The sequence below is a fragment of the Sagittula salina genome (genome assembly GCF_017813235.1).
In the GTDB taxonomy this organism is placed as follows: domain Bacteria; phylum Pseudomonadota; class Alphaproteobacteria; order Rhodobacterales; family Rhodobacteraceae; genus Sagittula; species Sagittula salina.
On record NZ_JAGISH010000001.1, the window covers coordinates 489,360 to 502,773 of the forward strand.

Annotated in this window: 13 protein-coding genes; 6 read left to right on the forward strand and 7 right to left on the reverse strand. The window is 64.4% G+C overall.

What is annotated here, in order from left to right; all coding sequences use genetic code 11:
- Nucleotides 1-199 precede the first annotated feature (199 nt).
- The 5 genes from J5474_RS02270 to topA all read right to left on the reverse strand — a co-directional run bounded on the left by J5474_RS02270 (nt 200) and on the right by topA (nt 5,768).
- Complete coding sequence (locus tag J5474_RS02270; RefSeq protein WP_209358902.1) at nt 200-823, reverse strand: CoA transferase subunit B; 624 nt, start codon at nt 821-823, stop codon at nt 200-202.
- A gap of 3 nt (nt 824-826) precedes the next feature.
- Entirely contained in the window at nt 827-1,531 is a 705-nt protein-coding gene (locus tag J5474_RS02275) for a CoA transferase subunit A (RefSeq protein WP_209358904.1), read from the reverse strand.
- Between the two features lie 183 nt (nt 1,532-1,714).
- Nucleotides 1,715-2,227, reverse strand: a complete 513-nt coding sequence (locus J5474_RS02280; protein ID WP_209358906.1) for a superoxide dismutase family protein — start codon at nt 2,225-2,227, stop codon at nt 1,715-1,717.
- 97 nt (nt 2,228-2,324) lie between these two features.
- Nucleotides 2,325-2,870 (reverse strand): L,D-transpeptidase, encoded by a 546-nt coding sequence (locus tag J5474_RS02285; RefSeq protein ID WP_209358908.1) that lies wholly within the window; start codon nt 2,868-2,870, stop codon nt 2,325-2,327.
- Between the two features lie 234 nt (nt 2,871-3,104).
- Complete coding sequence (topA, locus tag J5474_RS02290) at nt 3,105-5,768, reverse strand: type I DNA topoisomerase (RefSeq protein ID WP_209358910.1); 2,664 nt, start codon at nt 5,766-5,768, stop codon at nt 3,105-3,107.
- 165 nt (nt 5,769-5,933) lie between these two features.
- On the opposite strand from topA, the gene J5474_RS02295 reads away from it, so the two are divergent.
- Nucleotides 5,934-6,368 carry a hypothetical protein gene (locus J5474_RS02295; RefSeq protein ID WP_209358913.1) on the forward strand — a complete coding sequence of 145 codons (435 nt, stop codon included), beginning with the start codon at nt 5,934-5,936 and terminating at the stop codon, nt 6,366-6,368.
- Here J5474_RS02295 and dprA read toward each other — a convergent pair.
- A complete protein-coding gene (dprA, locus tag J5474_RS02300) occupies nt 6,365-7,621 on the reverse strand; it encodes a DNA-processing protein DprA (RefSeq protein WP_209359490.1) in 1,257 nt (418 codons plus the stop codon). The two genes, J5474_RS02295 and dprA, sit on opposite strands and share 4 nt — an antisense overlap.
- Nucleotides 7,622-8,096: 475 nt before the next feature.
- Nucleotides 8,097-9,518, reverse strand: coding sequence for a metalloprotease TldD (gene tldD / locus J5474_RS02305; RefSeq protein ID WP_209358915.1), 1,422 nt, complete (start codon nt 9,516-9,518; stop codon nt 8,097-8,099).
- Between the two features lie 217 nt (nt 9,519-9,735).
- Between tldD and coxB the strand changes: the two genes are divergently transcribed.
- From coxB to J5474_RS02330, 5 genes are all read left to right on the forward strand, one after another.
- Nucleotides 9,736-10,611, forward strand: a complete 876-nt coding sequence (coxB, locus tag J5474_RS02310) for a cytochrome c oxidase subunit II (RefSeq protein WP_209358917.1) — start codon at nt 9,736-9,738, stop codon at nt 10,609-10,611.
- A gap of 68 nt (nt 10,612-10,679) precedes the next feature.
- On the forward strand, nt 10,680-11,612 hold the full coding sequence (cyoE, locus tag J5474_RS02315) for a heme o synthase (protein ID WP_209358919.1): 933 nt from the start codon (nt 10,680-10,682) through the stop codon (nt 11,610-11,612).
- On the forward strand, nt 11,612-11,851 hold the full coding sequence (locus tag J5474_RS02320; protein WP_209359515.1) for a hypothetical protein: 240 nt from the start codon (nt 11,612-11,614) through the stop codon (nt 11,849-11,851). The genes cyoE and J5474_RS02320 overlap by 1 nt, the downstream gene beginning before the upstream one ends.
- The gene (locus tag J5474_RS02325; protein WP_209358921.1) at nt 11,841-12,431 is read left to right on the forward strand and encodes a cytochrome c oxidase assembly protein; all 591 of its coding nucleotides are present in this window, start codon (nt 11,841-11,843) and stop codon (nt 12,429-12,431) included. The genes J5474_RS02320 and J5474_RS02325 overlap by 11 nt, the downstream gene beginning before the upstream one ends.
- Nucleotides 12,432-12,450: 19 nt before the next feature.
- A complete protein-coding gene (locus J5474_RS02330; RefSeq protein WP_209358923.1) occupies nt 12,451-13,290 on the forward strand; it encodes a cytochrome c oxidase subunit 3 in 840 nt (279 codons plus the stop codon).
- The last annotated feature ends 124 nt before the right edge of the window (nt 13,291-13,414 follow it).

Sequence of the window (13,414 nt, forward strand, 5' to 3'; positions counted from 1 at the left end):
CTCCTTTGACTTGTCCTGTCCGCATCCCCGCCCGGTTGCTCCGCGCTTTTGAATGCCATCCGCCCCCGCCTGACTGCGGCGACTACACCGTGAGGGGAGCTAGCGCGGCCTGCCCGGTTTCAAGGTGGATTTACGCAATGCCCAATGGAAAACGGCGGCCCGCCAGGGGCCGCCGTCTGAATTCGAGCTGTGCGCCGCGTCAGACGAGGGTCGCCTGTGTCGCCGCGCGCAATTCGTCCTCGGTCACGCCATCGGCGCACTCGACGATTTTCAAGCCGCCTTCGACCACGTCCAGCACACCGAGGTTGGTGATGATGCGGTCCACAACGCCCTTGCCGGTCAACGGCAGCGTGCATTCCTTCAAAACCTTGCTGTCGCCGTGCTTGTTGGTGTGGTCCATCACGACGATCACCCGGCCGACGCCCGCAACGAGGTCCATGGCGCCGCCCATGCCCTTCACCAGCTTGCCCGGGATCATCCAGTTCGCCAGATCACCGTTCTCTGCGACTTCCATGGCACCGAGGATTGCCGCCGCGATCTTGCCGCCACGGATCATGCCAAAGGACATGGCGCTGTCGAAATAGGCCGTGCGCGGCAGTTCCGTGATGGTCTGCTTGCCCGCGTTGATCAGGTCCGGGTCCTCGTCACCTTCAAAAGGGAACGGACCCATGCCCAGCATCCCGTTCTCGGACTGCAGCGTGATGTCCTTGTCACCCACGTAGTTGGCCACCAGCGTCGGGATGCCGATGCCAAGGTTGACGTACATGCCGTCTTCGAGTTCCTGCGCGGCCCGCGCCGCCATCTGATTGCGATCCCATGCCATGGTTCAGGCCTCCTCACGCTTGCGGACAGTCCGCTGTTCGATCCGCTTTTCGTGCTGGCCCTGGATCAGGCGGTGCACGTAAATGCCGGGCAGGTGGATGTGATCCGGGTCGAGTTCGCCGGGCTCGACAATCTCTTCGACCTCCATCACGCAGACCTTGCCGCACATCGCCGCCGGAGGGTTGAAGTTGCGCGCGGTCTTGCGGAAGATGCAGTTGCCGGTGGTATCGGCCTTCCACGCCTTCACGATGGCGAGGTCGGCGAAGATGCCTTCCTCGAGGATGTAGTCCTGACCGTTCCAGGCTTTCACTTCCTTGCCCTCGGCAATTTGTGTACCGACGCCGGTCTTGGTGTAGAAGCCGGGGATGCCGGCGCCGCCTGCGCGCATACGCTCCGCCAGCGTGCCCTGCGGATTGAACTCCAGCTCAAGTTCGCCGGAGAGGTATTGCCGCATGAATTCCGCGTTCTCGCCGACGTAGGAGGACATCATCTTCTTCACCTGGCGGGTCGCCAGGAGCTTGCCCAGCCCAAAGCCATCGACCCCGGCGTTGTTCGAGGCAACCGTCAGGTCTTTCACGCCGCTTTCGACGATGGCATCGATCAGCAGTTCCGGAATACCGCAAAGGCCAAAGCCCCCTGCGGCGATCAGCATGCCGTCCGTCAACAGACCGTCCAGCGCCTCGGCTGCCGAACCGTATACCTTTTTCATGGAAACACCCCTCCTGTTGTGTCTGGCAGGGGTTGTCGCCGCTCCGCAGCACGGTGTCAACGGACCGTCCGGTTCACACGACCCAAGAGGCCATGCCCGGCGCGCGGGATGGCCTCTCTCTGATGTCATGCTGTGTTCAACACCGTGCTCTGCTCGATGCCAGCGCCCTGACCGGTAGCGGTCTCAGCCCCCGATGGCAGCACAGCCGACGCGAGCGCCCGCGCCGCCGATAGGCTGTGTCACGCCATCATCGCCACCTTCGTGGATCACCAGCGCAGAGCCGTCCTCATCCATCAGTCCCTTCACCGTGACCATGGTGGTATAGGCTTCCATCTCGCCCGTGCCGTCCGCGTTGACGTAGAGATTGGGCAGGTCGCCATCCTCCGGCCCGTCCATGTTCAGCAGACCATGGCCGCCCTCGATCTTGCCCACGTGACCACCGGAAGTCTTGAACCCCTCGGCGGGATCGCAGACGGCGGTAGCGTGCAGGTGCAGCCCGTGTTTGCCGGGGGCGAGCCCCTCGACCCGGACGTGCAGCAGGACGCCCTTCGGCCCCTGCGTCAGGGTGGCCTCTCCAATCGTGTCGCCCTCTGCGCCGAGGATGTCGGCGCTGGCGGTCTCGGCGGGCATGTGGCTTTCCGCCATGGCGGCAAAGGGTGCGGCGGCCAGAATGGCCAAGGGCAGCAAACGGATCATCTCTCTTCCCTCCTCGTAAAATGCCCTCCCCAAACGGGCAGGCATCCTACAAGGTAGACCGGCGCCATGGGCGTCAAACCCATGCGCCGGGTTTCGCTCAGATCAGGCGGACCTGCGTGCCGACAGGAGTGATTTCGAACAACTCGGCGATCATTTCGTTGTACAGCCCGATGCACCCGTCCGAGGATCGGCGCCCGATCTTCCGCGTGTCATGCGTGCCGTGGATCAGGTAGGCGGGCCAGCCGAGGTACATGGCGTGGCTTCCAAGCGGGTTGTCCGGCGCGCCGCCCTCCACCGGATGCCAGTCCGGGAAGCGTTCCATCTGGCTGGCGGTCGGCGTCCATGTGGGGCCGACCTGCTTGCGCACGATTTCGGTATAACCGCGCTTCGTCAGTTCGTCCGACTTCGGTACGGAGGTCGGGTAGACCCTGTAGTCGATACCGTCCGCCGACCAGTAATGCAGCGCGCGGCTTTCGGTGTCGCAGACGATACAGCCCTTGCCCAGTTGGTCAAAATGATCGCGCCAGTCCTGCATGGCGAAACTCGAAACGTTGCGCCGCATATCTGCCGCGCGTGCCGTGGCGGGAACGATCAGCGCCGCGCCGCTGGCGATCAGCAGGCCGCGTCGGGTCAGTTGGGTCATTGTCGAACCTCTTTGCTCGATACCATGACCGCTGCATGCCTCCGTTCCGCGCCGCTGACGAATCACACATTCGTCAGCGCGCATGTAACGGCAGATCCGCTACACCCGTCGCCTTCTTCCAGGCCGGGAGACTCCGGAGCGCATACCGTGGCAGGGCCTCAGCGGCAGGCGCGGCCGCGCCTGCTAACCTGTGCGCGCACAAACGCGCGCCGCTGGATCACAAAAGGAGCCCACTCAGGCCTTCTTCTTGGCCGGGGCCTTCTTGGCGGTGGTCGACTTCGGAGCCGCCTTCTTGGCAGCCGCCTTCTTCGCCGGTTTCTTCTTTGACTTTTCCGCGATCAGCGCCAGTGCCTGTTCCATGCTCAGGTCAGCCGGTTCCACGTCCTTCGGCAAGGTCGCGTTGACCTTCTCCCACTTCACGTAGGGACCATAACGCCCCTCCATGACCTGGATCTTCCCGCCATCGGGATGGTCACCCATCTCGCGCAGGGCCTTTACCGCCTGACGTCCCCGCCCCGGATTGGCACGCTTCTGAGCCAGCAATTCCACCGCGTGGTTCATACCGATCTCGAAAACCTCCTGGAATTCCTTGAGGTTGACGTAGACCGGTTTCTCTTCGTCGGGCATCTGGTGCATGATATAGGGGCCAAAGCGACCCAAGTTTGCACTGACCACGCCACCGTCCGGGTGCATCCCGATTTCGCGGGGCATGGTCAGCAACGTCAGCGCCTTATCCAGCGTCATGCCTTCCGGCTCCCAGCCGGGCAGGTAGGCACCGCCCTTCTTCGGCAACGAGGCACGCGGCGGTTTCTTGTTCTCCGGCGTCGGCTCCCCGCGCTGAACGTAGGGCCCAAAGCGTCCGGCCTTCAGCCAGATCTCGTCGCCCTCGTCGTGGCCGAGCAGCTTCTCTTCGCCATCCGCGCCCTCGCCCGCGATAGGACGGGTGTAGGTGCATTCCGGATAATTGCCGCAACCGACAAACCCTCCGGTGCGCGAGGTTTTCAGGTGCAGCCGCCCCTGCCCGCATTTCGGGCACACGCGCGGGTCCGATCCGTCCTCGCGCGGCGGGTAGAGCTGCGGTGCCAGCGCTTCGTCCAGCACGTCCAGAACCTCGGAAATCCGCAGGTCCGAGGTTTCCGCGATGGCGGCGGAAAAATCGCGCCAGAATCGGGCGAGCAATTCCTTGTAGTCCGACTCACCAGCCGACACCTGATCCAGTTCGTCCTCCAGCGCGGCGGTAAAATCGTATTCCACGTAGCGCTTGAAGAAATTCAGCAGAAAGATCGTGACGATACGTCCCTTGTCTTCGGGGAACAGGCGGTTCTGCTCCTTGCGGACGTACTCACGGTCCTGAATCGTAGTGATGACAGAGGCATAGGTCGAGGGGCGCCCGATGCCCAGTTCCTCCATCTTCTTGACCAGCGTCGCTTCCGTGTAACGCGGCGGCGGATTGGTAAAGCTCTGGGTGGCCAGTGTCGCGCTGTCCCCGGACATCACGGCGTTCTTCGTGGCTCCGGTCTTTTCAACCTGCTTGGCATGTTCGGCTTTCATCGCGCCGCCGTCAAACTTCGCGGGTTCGCCGTTCATGATCTGCGGCAGACGCCCGTCGTCGTCATCCGCCACAACATCGTCGCGGCCTTCCTCATAGACTGCCATGAACCCATCGAAAAGCACCACCTGCCCCGTGGCGCGCAGCCCGACCTGCCCGTCGTCCGAGCCGATCTCCACCGTCGTCCGCTCCAGCCGCGCGGCTTCCATCTGGCAGGCGAGCGTCCGCTTCCAGATCAGGTCGTAAAGGCGGCGCTGATCGGCATCCGTCAAGCGCAGCGCCTCCGCGTCCTTCGTCATGTCGGTGGGGCGAATGCATTCGTGCGCTTCCTGCGCGTTCTTCGCCTTGTTCTTGTAGACGCGCGGGGCATCGGGAACGTATTTCGCGCCAAAGCGGTCCTTGATCGCGGCACGGCAGGCCTGCACGGCCTCGGGTGCCATGTCGATGCCGTCGGTCCGCATGTAGGTGATGTGCCCGGCCTCATACAGCCGCTGCGCCGCGTTCATCGTCGCCTTCGCCCCCATGCCGAACTTGCGGCTCGCTTCCTGCTGGAGCGTCGAGGTCATGAAAGGCGCCGACGGGTTGCGCGCGGCGGGTTTCGCCTCAACGCTCGTGACCTTCAGCGCGCGTTTCTCGATGGCGCTGACCGCCATCTCCGCATCGGTGACATTGGCCAGGTCATAGCGGTCCAGCTTCTTGCCCGCGAGGCCGACCAGACGTGCCTCGAACGACTGGCCGCGCGGGGTGACCAATGCCGTCTTCACCTGCCAGTATTCGCGTGGGTTGAAAGCCTCGATCTCCATCTCCCGCTCCACGATCAACCGCAGGCAGACCGACTGCACCCGCCCCGCCGAACGCGCGCCCGGCAGCTTGCGCCAGAGCACGGGCGACAGGTTGAAGCCCACAAGGTAGTCCAGCGCGCGGCGGGCGAGGTAGGCCTCCACCAAGGGCGCATCGATGTCGCGCGGGTTCTGCATGGCCTCGGTCACGGCCTGCTTGGTGATCGCATTGAAGGTCACGCGGCTGACGTGGGTCGTTTTCTTGATCGAGCGGCGCTTCGTGAGCGCCTCCTTCAGGTGCCACGAAATCGCCTCTCCCTCACGGTCGGGGTCGGTGGCGAGGATCAGCGTGTCGTCGCTTTTCAGCGCTTCGGCGATGGCCGCGACGTGCTTTCGCGAATCGTTCGCGACCTCCCATTTCATCTCGAATTCGTGGTCGGTATCGACCGATCCATCCTTCGGAGGCAGGTCTCGGACGTGCCCGTAAGAAGCCAGAACCGTGTAGTCGGATCCCAGATACTTGTTGATTGTCTTGGCCTTGGCCGGGGACTCGACGACGACGACGGGCATCTCTACTCGGACCTCTCTGCTTTGCTCTTGGCGACCCTCACAGGGGATGCGTATTGCGGTGCCAGATGTGGGGCACAAGGGGGAATTGTCAATGTGGGCGCATCCGCCGCTTCCCATATCAGGGGCGCCCTGCCTATTGTGGACGCATCAATACGGAGGTTTCCGATGCGCCACGTCGCACTTTTCCTGTCCCTTGCGCTGGCCGCGCCCGCACCGCTCGCCGCATGGGAAACGCCGTCTCGCGGGACTGCCACGCGCGGCGCCCTGATGGACGCCATGCGCCCCCATGCGGAGTGGATCTTTGGCGCGCCGCTCGTGTTTCGCGTGGATGAATTGCGGGTCGATGGCGATGTGGCCTTTGCCATGCTGGACCCGCTCCGACCCGACGGACGTGCCATGACACAAGCCGACCTTCGGCCGGGCCACGGGGCGGACGACCTTTTCGAATTCGGCGGGCCGTCGATCCAGGCGCTGTACCAGCGGTCCGGCGACACCTGGGTTGCCGTGCACTGGGAAATCGGGGCGACGGACGCGTGGTGGTACTGGCCCCCGCTGTGCCCGGTGTGGTGGTCTGTCATTCCGGATGCCTGCGCCAACTAACCCTTCGGCACGATCGACAGGAACCCGCCGGGTTGGCGTTGAACCGCACCATCCAGCTCCAGCTCGGTAAGGGCGGAGGCGACCTGATCGGCCCCCATCTGAAGATCACGCACCAGTTGATCCTCTGCGGTGGGCGACGGACCCAGGCGGTCAAGGATCTCGCGGTGCAAGTTGGCAATCCGCCTCAGGGCCGTGCGACGGGGCTCCTGCCCCCCGGAGACCTCGCCCCCGGAGACCTCGGGCCGGCTGCGGGCCTTTGGCCGGTTCGGCTGGGTCCGACCGCGTGCCCTGTGTTCGGATGGCACCGGTTCCGAAGGCCCGAGGTCCAATTCGCTTTGCTGCGATGCGGGCAAGGTGCATGCCGGCAGCACCTCCAGGATATCATCGACACCGCGCACCAGCCAGGCTCCATCGCGGATCAGCATGTTGCAACCCGAGGCCCGCGCGTCGAGCGGATGGCCCGGCACCGCCAGAACCTCCCGACCCTGGTCGAGCGCGCCACGCGCGGTGATGAGCGACCCGGACTTTCCGGCGGCCTCCACCACCACGACGGCCCTCGACAGGCCGGAAACGATCCGGTTGCGCATGGGGAAATGCCGCGCAAGGGGCTGCATCCCCATCGGCTGTTCGGACAGTCTCGCACCACCCTTTTCGGCGATTTCCTCAGCCAGCCGAGCATTTTCCGCCGGATACAGGACGTCCACACCGCCCGCCAGCACGCCCACGGTACCAGTCCCGATTGCCGCGTGATGCGCGGCAGCGTCGATGCCCCGCGCCAGCCCGGAGACCACGACATAGCCCGCCTCCCCCAGACCCTCCGCGAGCGAACGCGCCATACGCAAACCCAGAGAAGAGGCATTGCGCGCGCCAACCAGCGCGACCATGGGGCGGCACAGGGCGTCGGATTGCCCCACCAGCCAAAGAAGTGGCGGCGCATCGGAGAGCTCAGCGAGATCAGGGGGGTAGTCCGGGGTGCCATGCGCCACGAGGCGGGCCCCTGTCTGGCGCGCGACCTTCATCTCGGCCAGTACGACGCCTTCGGGGCATGGCTCGTAGCGGTCCACACCTGCGGCGCGGGCGACTTCCGGCAACGCCTCCAGCGCGGTGGCGGCGGAGCCGTGCTCAGCCAGCAATCTCCAGAAGGTCGACACGCCGACCCGGCGAGAGCGCAAGAGACGGAGCCAGTCCACACGTGCATCTTCCGTGGTGGGTGGGAGTGGGGGGTGAGTGGAAGAGTAGCTGTCTTCGCGCATCCTGGCCCCGTCGTCTTGCGGGATCATCTATAGCGCGAGATTAGTTAACCACTGGTAAACCGCTACGGGAAGTGAGGCAAATCACTGCGAGATTCAATTTAACCCGCTGAATCCTTGATAAATTAAGTCAAATCCCCGTGGCAGATGTGGCGAATCCCGCAGACGCGCGATACGGCGTCCATGCGGATGGAATACAGCGCCAGCGGCATTCTGCCCTGCCATAACGGAATCGCCCCACGCAGGGCACGGGCGCTGCCGCTTTCAACGTCGCCAGCACACCGCACTTCCCGCCGCCCCCCGACAGATATTTCGCCCCATTTCAACGGTTGCAGACACTGCCGCAGGGATGCGCCCGCTGCTCTGCTTCTTTGGTTCCTAAATACCGCGATGGGGGTCGGGGGGAAGCAGCGCTTCCCCCCATCGGTCGCTCTGACACCGCCAGAGCGACACCCCCGTGAGACACTGCCGCAGAAGTTCAGGCGCCGCTGCCGCCCACGGTCAGGCCGGAGATCATCACCGTCGGCTGGCCCACGCCCACCGGCACCCACTGCCCCTGCTTGCCGCAGTTGCCCATGCCGGGATCCAGCGCCATGTCATTGCCGAGGGCGCGAATGCCCATCAGCGCCGTGGCGCCGTCGCCTATCAGGGTGGCTCCCTTCACCGGCGCGCCGACCTTCCCGTCCTTCACCCGGTAGGCCTCCGTACACGAAAAGACGAACTTGCCGTTCGTCGTGTCCACCTGCCCGCCACCGAAACCCACCGCCCAGATACCGTCCTTCAGGTCCGCCACGATGTCGCCCGGCGCGACCGCACCGCCCAGCATGTAGGTATTGGTCATGCGCGGCATCGGGATATGCGCATAGCTCTCGCGGCGACCATTGCCGGTGGGCTTCACCCCCATCAGCCGCGCGTTCTGGCGGTCCTGCATGAAGCCCACCAGCTTGCCATCCTCGATCAGGACGTTCTTCCCCGACGGCGTGCCCTCGTCATCGACAGTGAGGGAGCCGCGCCGGTCCGGGATCGTGCCATCGTCGAGTACGGTCACGCCCTTCGCCGCGACCTGCTGGCCCATGAGCCCGGCAAAAACCGACGCGCCCTTGCGGTTGGCGTCACCTTCGAGCCCGTGACCCACCGCCTCATGCAGCAGGATGCCGGGCCAGCCCGGACCCAGCACGATGTCCATGACGCCCGCCGGGGCGGGTTCCGCCTCCAGGTTCACAAGAGCGATGCGCAGCGCCTCGCGGGCTTTCGACTGCCACGCGTCGGCCGTCAGAAGGCCGTGCAGCGTCACCCGCCCGCCGCCGCCCGCGGTGCCGGCCTCGCGGCGGCCTTGATCCTCGACGATGACAGAGACATTGACCCGCGTCATCGGGCGCACGTCCGTGACGACACCGCCTTCGGGGCGCAGGATCGTGACCTCCTGGAGGGAGGCCGCGATGGTGGCGGTGACCTGGACCACGCGGGAATCGAGCGCGCGGGCATAGGCGTCGATTTCCTTCAGCGTGTCGACCTTCACCGGGAAACTGTGCCCGGTGATCGGATCGGCCTCGGTATAGAGGTGGCGATTCGTGCCCGGCGGCGGCGGCGCCATGACCCCGCCCCCCTCGCCCACCGCAAGACGCGCGGTTTCGGAGGCGCGACGGATCGCCTGTTCGGAAATCTCGGTGGCATGGGCATAGCCCGCGACCTCGCCCCGCACGGCGCGCAGTCCGAATCCTTCGGATGCGTCGTAACTCGCGGTCTTCACGCGCCCGTCGTCCAGCACGAGCGCCTCGCCCCGCCGTCGTTCAAGGAAAAGTTCGCCATCTTCCGCCCCAGAAAGGGTGTCACGCAGCAACGCCCGGGTGCGATCCAGGTCGAGATGCGTTTCGAAAGGACGGAAATTTTGATCTGACATCTGGACCTCGGAGTTGATCTGGATCAAGAAAGCGGCGCTTTGCCGCGGACGCCAAGCTTTCACGGGTGGAAAGAATATGGTTTCTGGGTCGGCAGAACGCAACGGTATGCCGTGAAGAGGAGCAGGGCTGCAAGACTGCGCCTCTTTTCTATATACCATTCAGGACTTTCCGGGTCGGCGGGCCCGCGTGCAACTCGAATCGATCAGGGTAAGACACATGAACCTCAAGACGATGATGACGGGCCTCGCAGGGGGCCTTGTCGCGGCGCCGGCACTGGCGCAAGAGCTGCCGGTGGTGGGCCGGCCCCACCAGGGTGGCGTGGGCTTCCAGCCTGCCGTGACCGAACTGGCCCGCGACCTCCAGTGGCTCGACGGCATGATCAACGTGATCATCATCGCCATCTGCCTCTTCGTGATCGGGCTGCTGGCCTACGTGTTCGTGCGGTACAACCGCAAGGCCAACAAGGTCCCGGCGACCTTTACCCACAACTCCCCGATCGAGGTGGCATGGACCATCGTTCCGATCGTCGTGCTGATCTTCATCGGTGCCTTCTCGCTGCCGGTCCTTTTCAAGCAGCAGGAAATCCCGGAGGCCGACATCACCATCAAGGCGACAGGCTACCAGTGGTACTGGGGCTATGAATACGTCGGAACCGACCTGGCCTATGACGGCAACATGATCGGCTCCGCCGCCACCGACGGCACCTACCGCAAGACCCCGGAAGCCATCGCGCAACTGGAAGAGGCAGGTTACTCCGAGGACGAATGGCTGCTGGCCACCGACACCGCGATCGTCGTCCCCGTGGGCAAGACCATCGTGATGCAGATTACCGGCGCGGACGTAATCCACGCTTGGACTATCCCGGCCTTCGGCGTGAAGCAGGACGCGGTCCCCGGCCGCCTGGCCGAACTGTGGTTCAAGCCGGAACGCGAGGGCGTCTACTTTGGCCAGTGTTCGGAACTCTGCGGCATCTACCACGCCTACATGCCGATCACCGTGAAGGTGGTCAGCCAGGAAGCTTATGACGCATGGCTCGCGGCCTCCGTCGACGAAGGTGGCTACACCGACGTTCGCGCGGTCCTGACCAACTGATCCCACAAAATCGTAGGTCGGGGCGATCCCCGACCTACATCCCCGACATGACCCCGAAGGCCCGAGCCATGACCGACGCCAGCTTTGAGACACGCCCCGAGACACAGGATGCGCAGTTCGGCGATTACTTCGCCCTGCTGAAGCCGCGCGTCATGACGCTCGTCGTGTTCACCGCATTCGTGGGTCTGCTGGCGGCACCTGTCGGCGTCCATCCTTTCCTCGGCTTCTGTGCCGTGCTCTTCATCGCCCTTGGCGGCGGCGCATCCGGCGCCCTGAACATGTGGTACGACAGCGACATCGACGCCGTCATGAAGCGCACCGCAAAGCGGCCCATCCCGGCGGGCAAGGTCACCCGCGACGAGGCGCTGGCCCTAGGCCTGACGCTCTCGGCCTTCGCGGTGGTTTTCCTCGGCCTCGCCACCAATTGGCTCGCGGGCGGCCTGCTGGCCTTCACCATCTTCTTCTACGTGGTGATCTACACCATGTGGCTGAAGCGTTTGACGCCGCAGAATATCGTGATCGGCGGCGCGGCCGGCGCCTTCCCCCCGATGATCGGCTGGGCGGCGGCAACCGGCGAAATCAGCACCGCGAGCGTGTTGATGTTCTGCCTGACCTTCCTGTGGACCCCGCCGCATTTCTGGGCGCTGGCGCTGTTCGTGCGCATGGATTACGATAATGCCACGGTGCCGATGCTGACCGTCACCCACGGGCGCCGCGCGACCCGCACCCATATCCTCGTCTACACGATCCTGCTGGCGGCCTTCGCCATCGGTCTTGGTTTCACACAGGTTGGCGGACCGCTCTACCTCGCGGTGGCACTGCTGCTGAACGCGCTGTTCCTGAAGGGTGCCTTCGACATCTGGCGCCGGGACGAGGCCGCATCGGAGGCGGACAACTTCCGGGCCGAAAAGAAATTCTTCAAGCTTTCGCTGCTTTACCTCTTCGCGCACTTCGGCGCGATCCTGGTCGAGGCCGGCCTGAGCCGCTTCGGAGGCCTGTGATGTCCATCGCGCGCGAACACGACCTGCACAAACGCCGCAAGTCGCGCAATGTCGGCCTCGGGCTGACGCTTGCGGCCTTCATCATGATCGTTTTCGGCATGACCATGGTAAAGGTCAGCCGAGGCGATTTCGACATGCGCCCGGACGCGAACTCCACTCTGGTCGATATCGAGACCGGCAAACCGGTGGAGGCAACGCCGCGGGTGTCGCAACAGTCGGAGGCCGCAGATGGCAATTGATCCGAAGACCAAAACCCTGGGACTCACGCTGGGCGTCGTGATCGGAATGGGCTCGCTGGCGTGGGCCTCCGTTCCGTTCTACAACTGGTTCTGCCGGGTGACCGGCTTTGGCGGCACCACACAGGTCGCCGAGGCAGGGCAGGCACAAGCCATTCTCGACCGCACGATCAAGATCAAGTTCGACGCATCGAAAGATCGCGGAATGCCATGGGAATTCAAGCCGATGCAGACGGAGATGACCCTGCGTATCGGTGAGGAGGGGCTGGCCTTCTACGAGGCCTACAACCCCACCGATCGTCCCGTCGCCGGGCAGGCCGCCTACAACGTGACGCCCTATCAGGCGGGCGGCTACTTCAACAAAATCGAGTGCTTCTGTTTTACCGAACAGGTTCTGCAGCCGCACGAACGGGTCCAGATGCCGGTCAGCTTCTTCGTCGATCCCGAGATCGTCGACGACCCGGATGCGAAGTACACGCAGCACATAACGCTGTCCTACACCTTCTACGAGATCGACCTGCCGGAAGAGCAGGCCGCGCTTGACACCGCAACCACGGCAGATGCGAAAGCGTCGCTGAACTAACGCCTAACGAGGGAACGCCATGGCGCATGCAAAAAACCACGACTACCACATCCTGAGCCCGAGCCTCTGGCCGCTTCTGGGCGCGCTGATGGGGTTCATCATGCTTTTCGGCGCGGTCGCCTGGATGTCGGGCGGCATGACGATGCTGTTCGGTGCGATCGAGGTCGGCGGGCCCTGGCTGTTCCTGATCGGCCTTGTCGGCGTACTCTATACCATGTTCGGCTGGTGGGGTGAGACCATCAAGGAAAACGCCATCGGCGACCACACCCCGGTCGTGCTGATCGGCCTGCGCTACGGCTTCATCCTCTTCATCATGTCGGAGGTGATGTTCTTCTTCGCGTGGTTCTGGTCGTTCTTCAAGCACGCGCTCTATCCGATCCACCCGGAGGGCCTGTCGCCCAAGGTCGACGGCGTGTTCCCGCCCGCGGGGATCGAAACCTTCGACCCCTGGCACCTGCCGCTGATCAACACGCTGATCCTGCTGTGCTCCGGTGCCGCGGCGACCTGGGCGCACCATGCGCTGGTGCACGGCAACAAGCGTGACGAGATCAAGCAGGGCCTGATCATCGCGATCCTGCTGGGCCTGCTGTTCACCGTCTTCCAGGCCTACGAATATTCGCACGCCGCCTTCGGCTTTGCCGGCAACATCTACGGCGCGAACTTCTTCATGGCGACGGGCTTCCACGGCGCGCACGTGATCATCGGGACGATCTTCCTCTTCATCTGCCTGCTGCGCGTCTACCGCGGCCACTTCACCCCGGAAAACCACCTCGGCTTCGAGGCGGCTGCCTGGTACTGGCACTTCGTCGACGTGGTCTGGCTGTTCCTCTTCGCCTCGATCTACATCTGGGGCCAGTAAGGGCATCGCGGCGGCGGGACATCTGGCGGGGCCTTCCCTCGCAGAGCCTGCGCCATCCCGCCCGCTGAAACAGGAAGGGGCGCGTCCGTCTGGGCGCGCCCTTTTCCGTCGGGCCCGGAAACGA

Excerpts from the sequence above, each read along its gene's own strand:
- J5474_RS02270 (WP_209358902.1), bottom strand. The coding sequence starts at position 823 with ATGGCATGGGATCGCAATCAGATGGCGGCGCGGGCCGCGCAGGAACTC.
- J5474_RS02275 (WP_209358904.1), bottom strand. The coding sequence starts at position 1,531 with ATGAAAAAGGTATACGGTTCGGCAGCCGAGGCGCTGGACGGTCTGTTG.
- J5474_RS02280 (WP_209358906.1), bottom strand. The coding sequence starts at position 2,227 with ATGATCCGTTTGCTGCCCTTGGCCATTCTGGCCGCCGCACCCTTTGCC.
- J5474_RS02285 (WP_209358908.1), bottom strand. The coding sequence starts at position 2,870 with ATGACCCAACTGACCCGACGCGGCCTGCTGATCGCCAGCGGCGCGGCG.
- topA (WP_209358910.1), bottom strand. The coding sequence starts at position 5,768 with ATGCCCGTCGTCGTCGTCGAGTCCCCGGCCAAGGCCAAGACAATCAAC.
- J5474_RS02295 (WP_209358913.1), top strand. The coding sequence starts at position 5,934 with ATGCGCCACGTCGCACTTTTCCTGTCCCTTGCGCTGGCCGCGCCCGCA.
- dprA (WP_209359490.1), bottom strand. The coding sequence starts at position 7,621 with ATGCGCGAAGACAGCTACTCTTCCACTCACCCCCCACTCCCACCCACC.
- tldD (WP_209358915.1), bottom strand. The coding sequence starts at position 9,518 with ATGTCAGATCAAAATTTCCGTCCTTTCGAAACGCATCTCGACCTGGAT.
- coxB (WP_209358917.1), top strand. The coding sequence starts at position 9,736 with ATGAACCTCAAGACGATGATGACGGGCCTCGCAGGGGGCCTTGTCGCG.
- cyoE (WP_209358919.1), top strand. The coding sequence starts at position 10,680 with ATGACCGACGCCAGCTTTGAGACACGCCCCGAGACACAGGATGCGCAG.
- J5474_RS02320 (WP_209359515.1), top strand. The coding sequence starts at position 11,612 with ATGTCCATCGCGCGCGAACACGACCTGCACAAACGCCGCAAGTCGCGC.
- J5474_RS02325 (WP_209358921.1), top strand. The coding sequence starts at position 11,841 with ATGGCAATTGATCCGAAGACCAAAACCCTGGGACTCACGCTGGGCGTC.
- J5474_RS02330 (WP_209358923.1), top strand. The coding sequence starts at position 12,451 with ATGGCGCATGCAAAAAACCACGACTACCACATCCTGAGCCCGAGCCTC.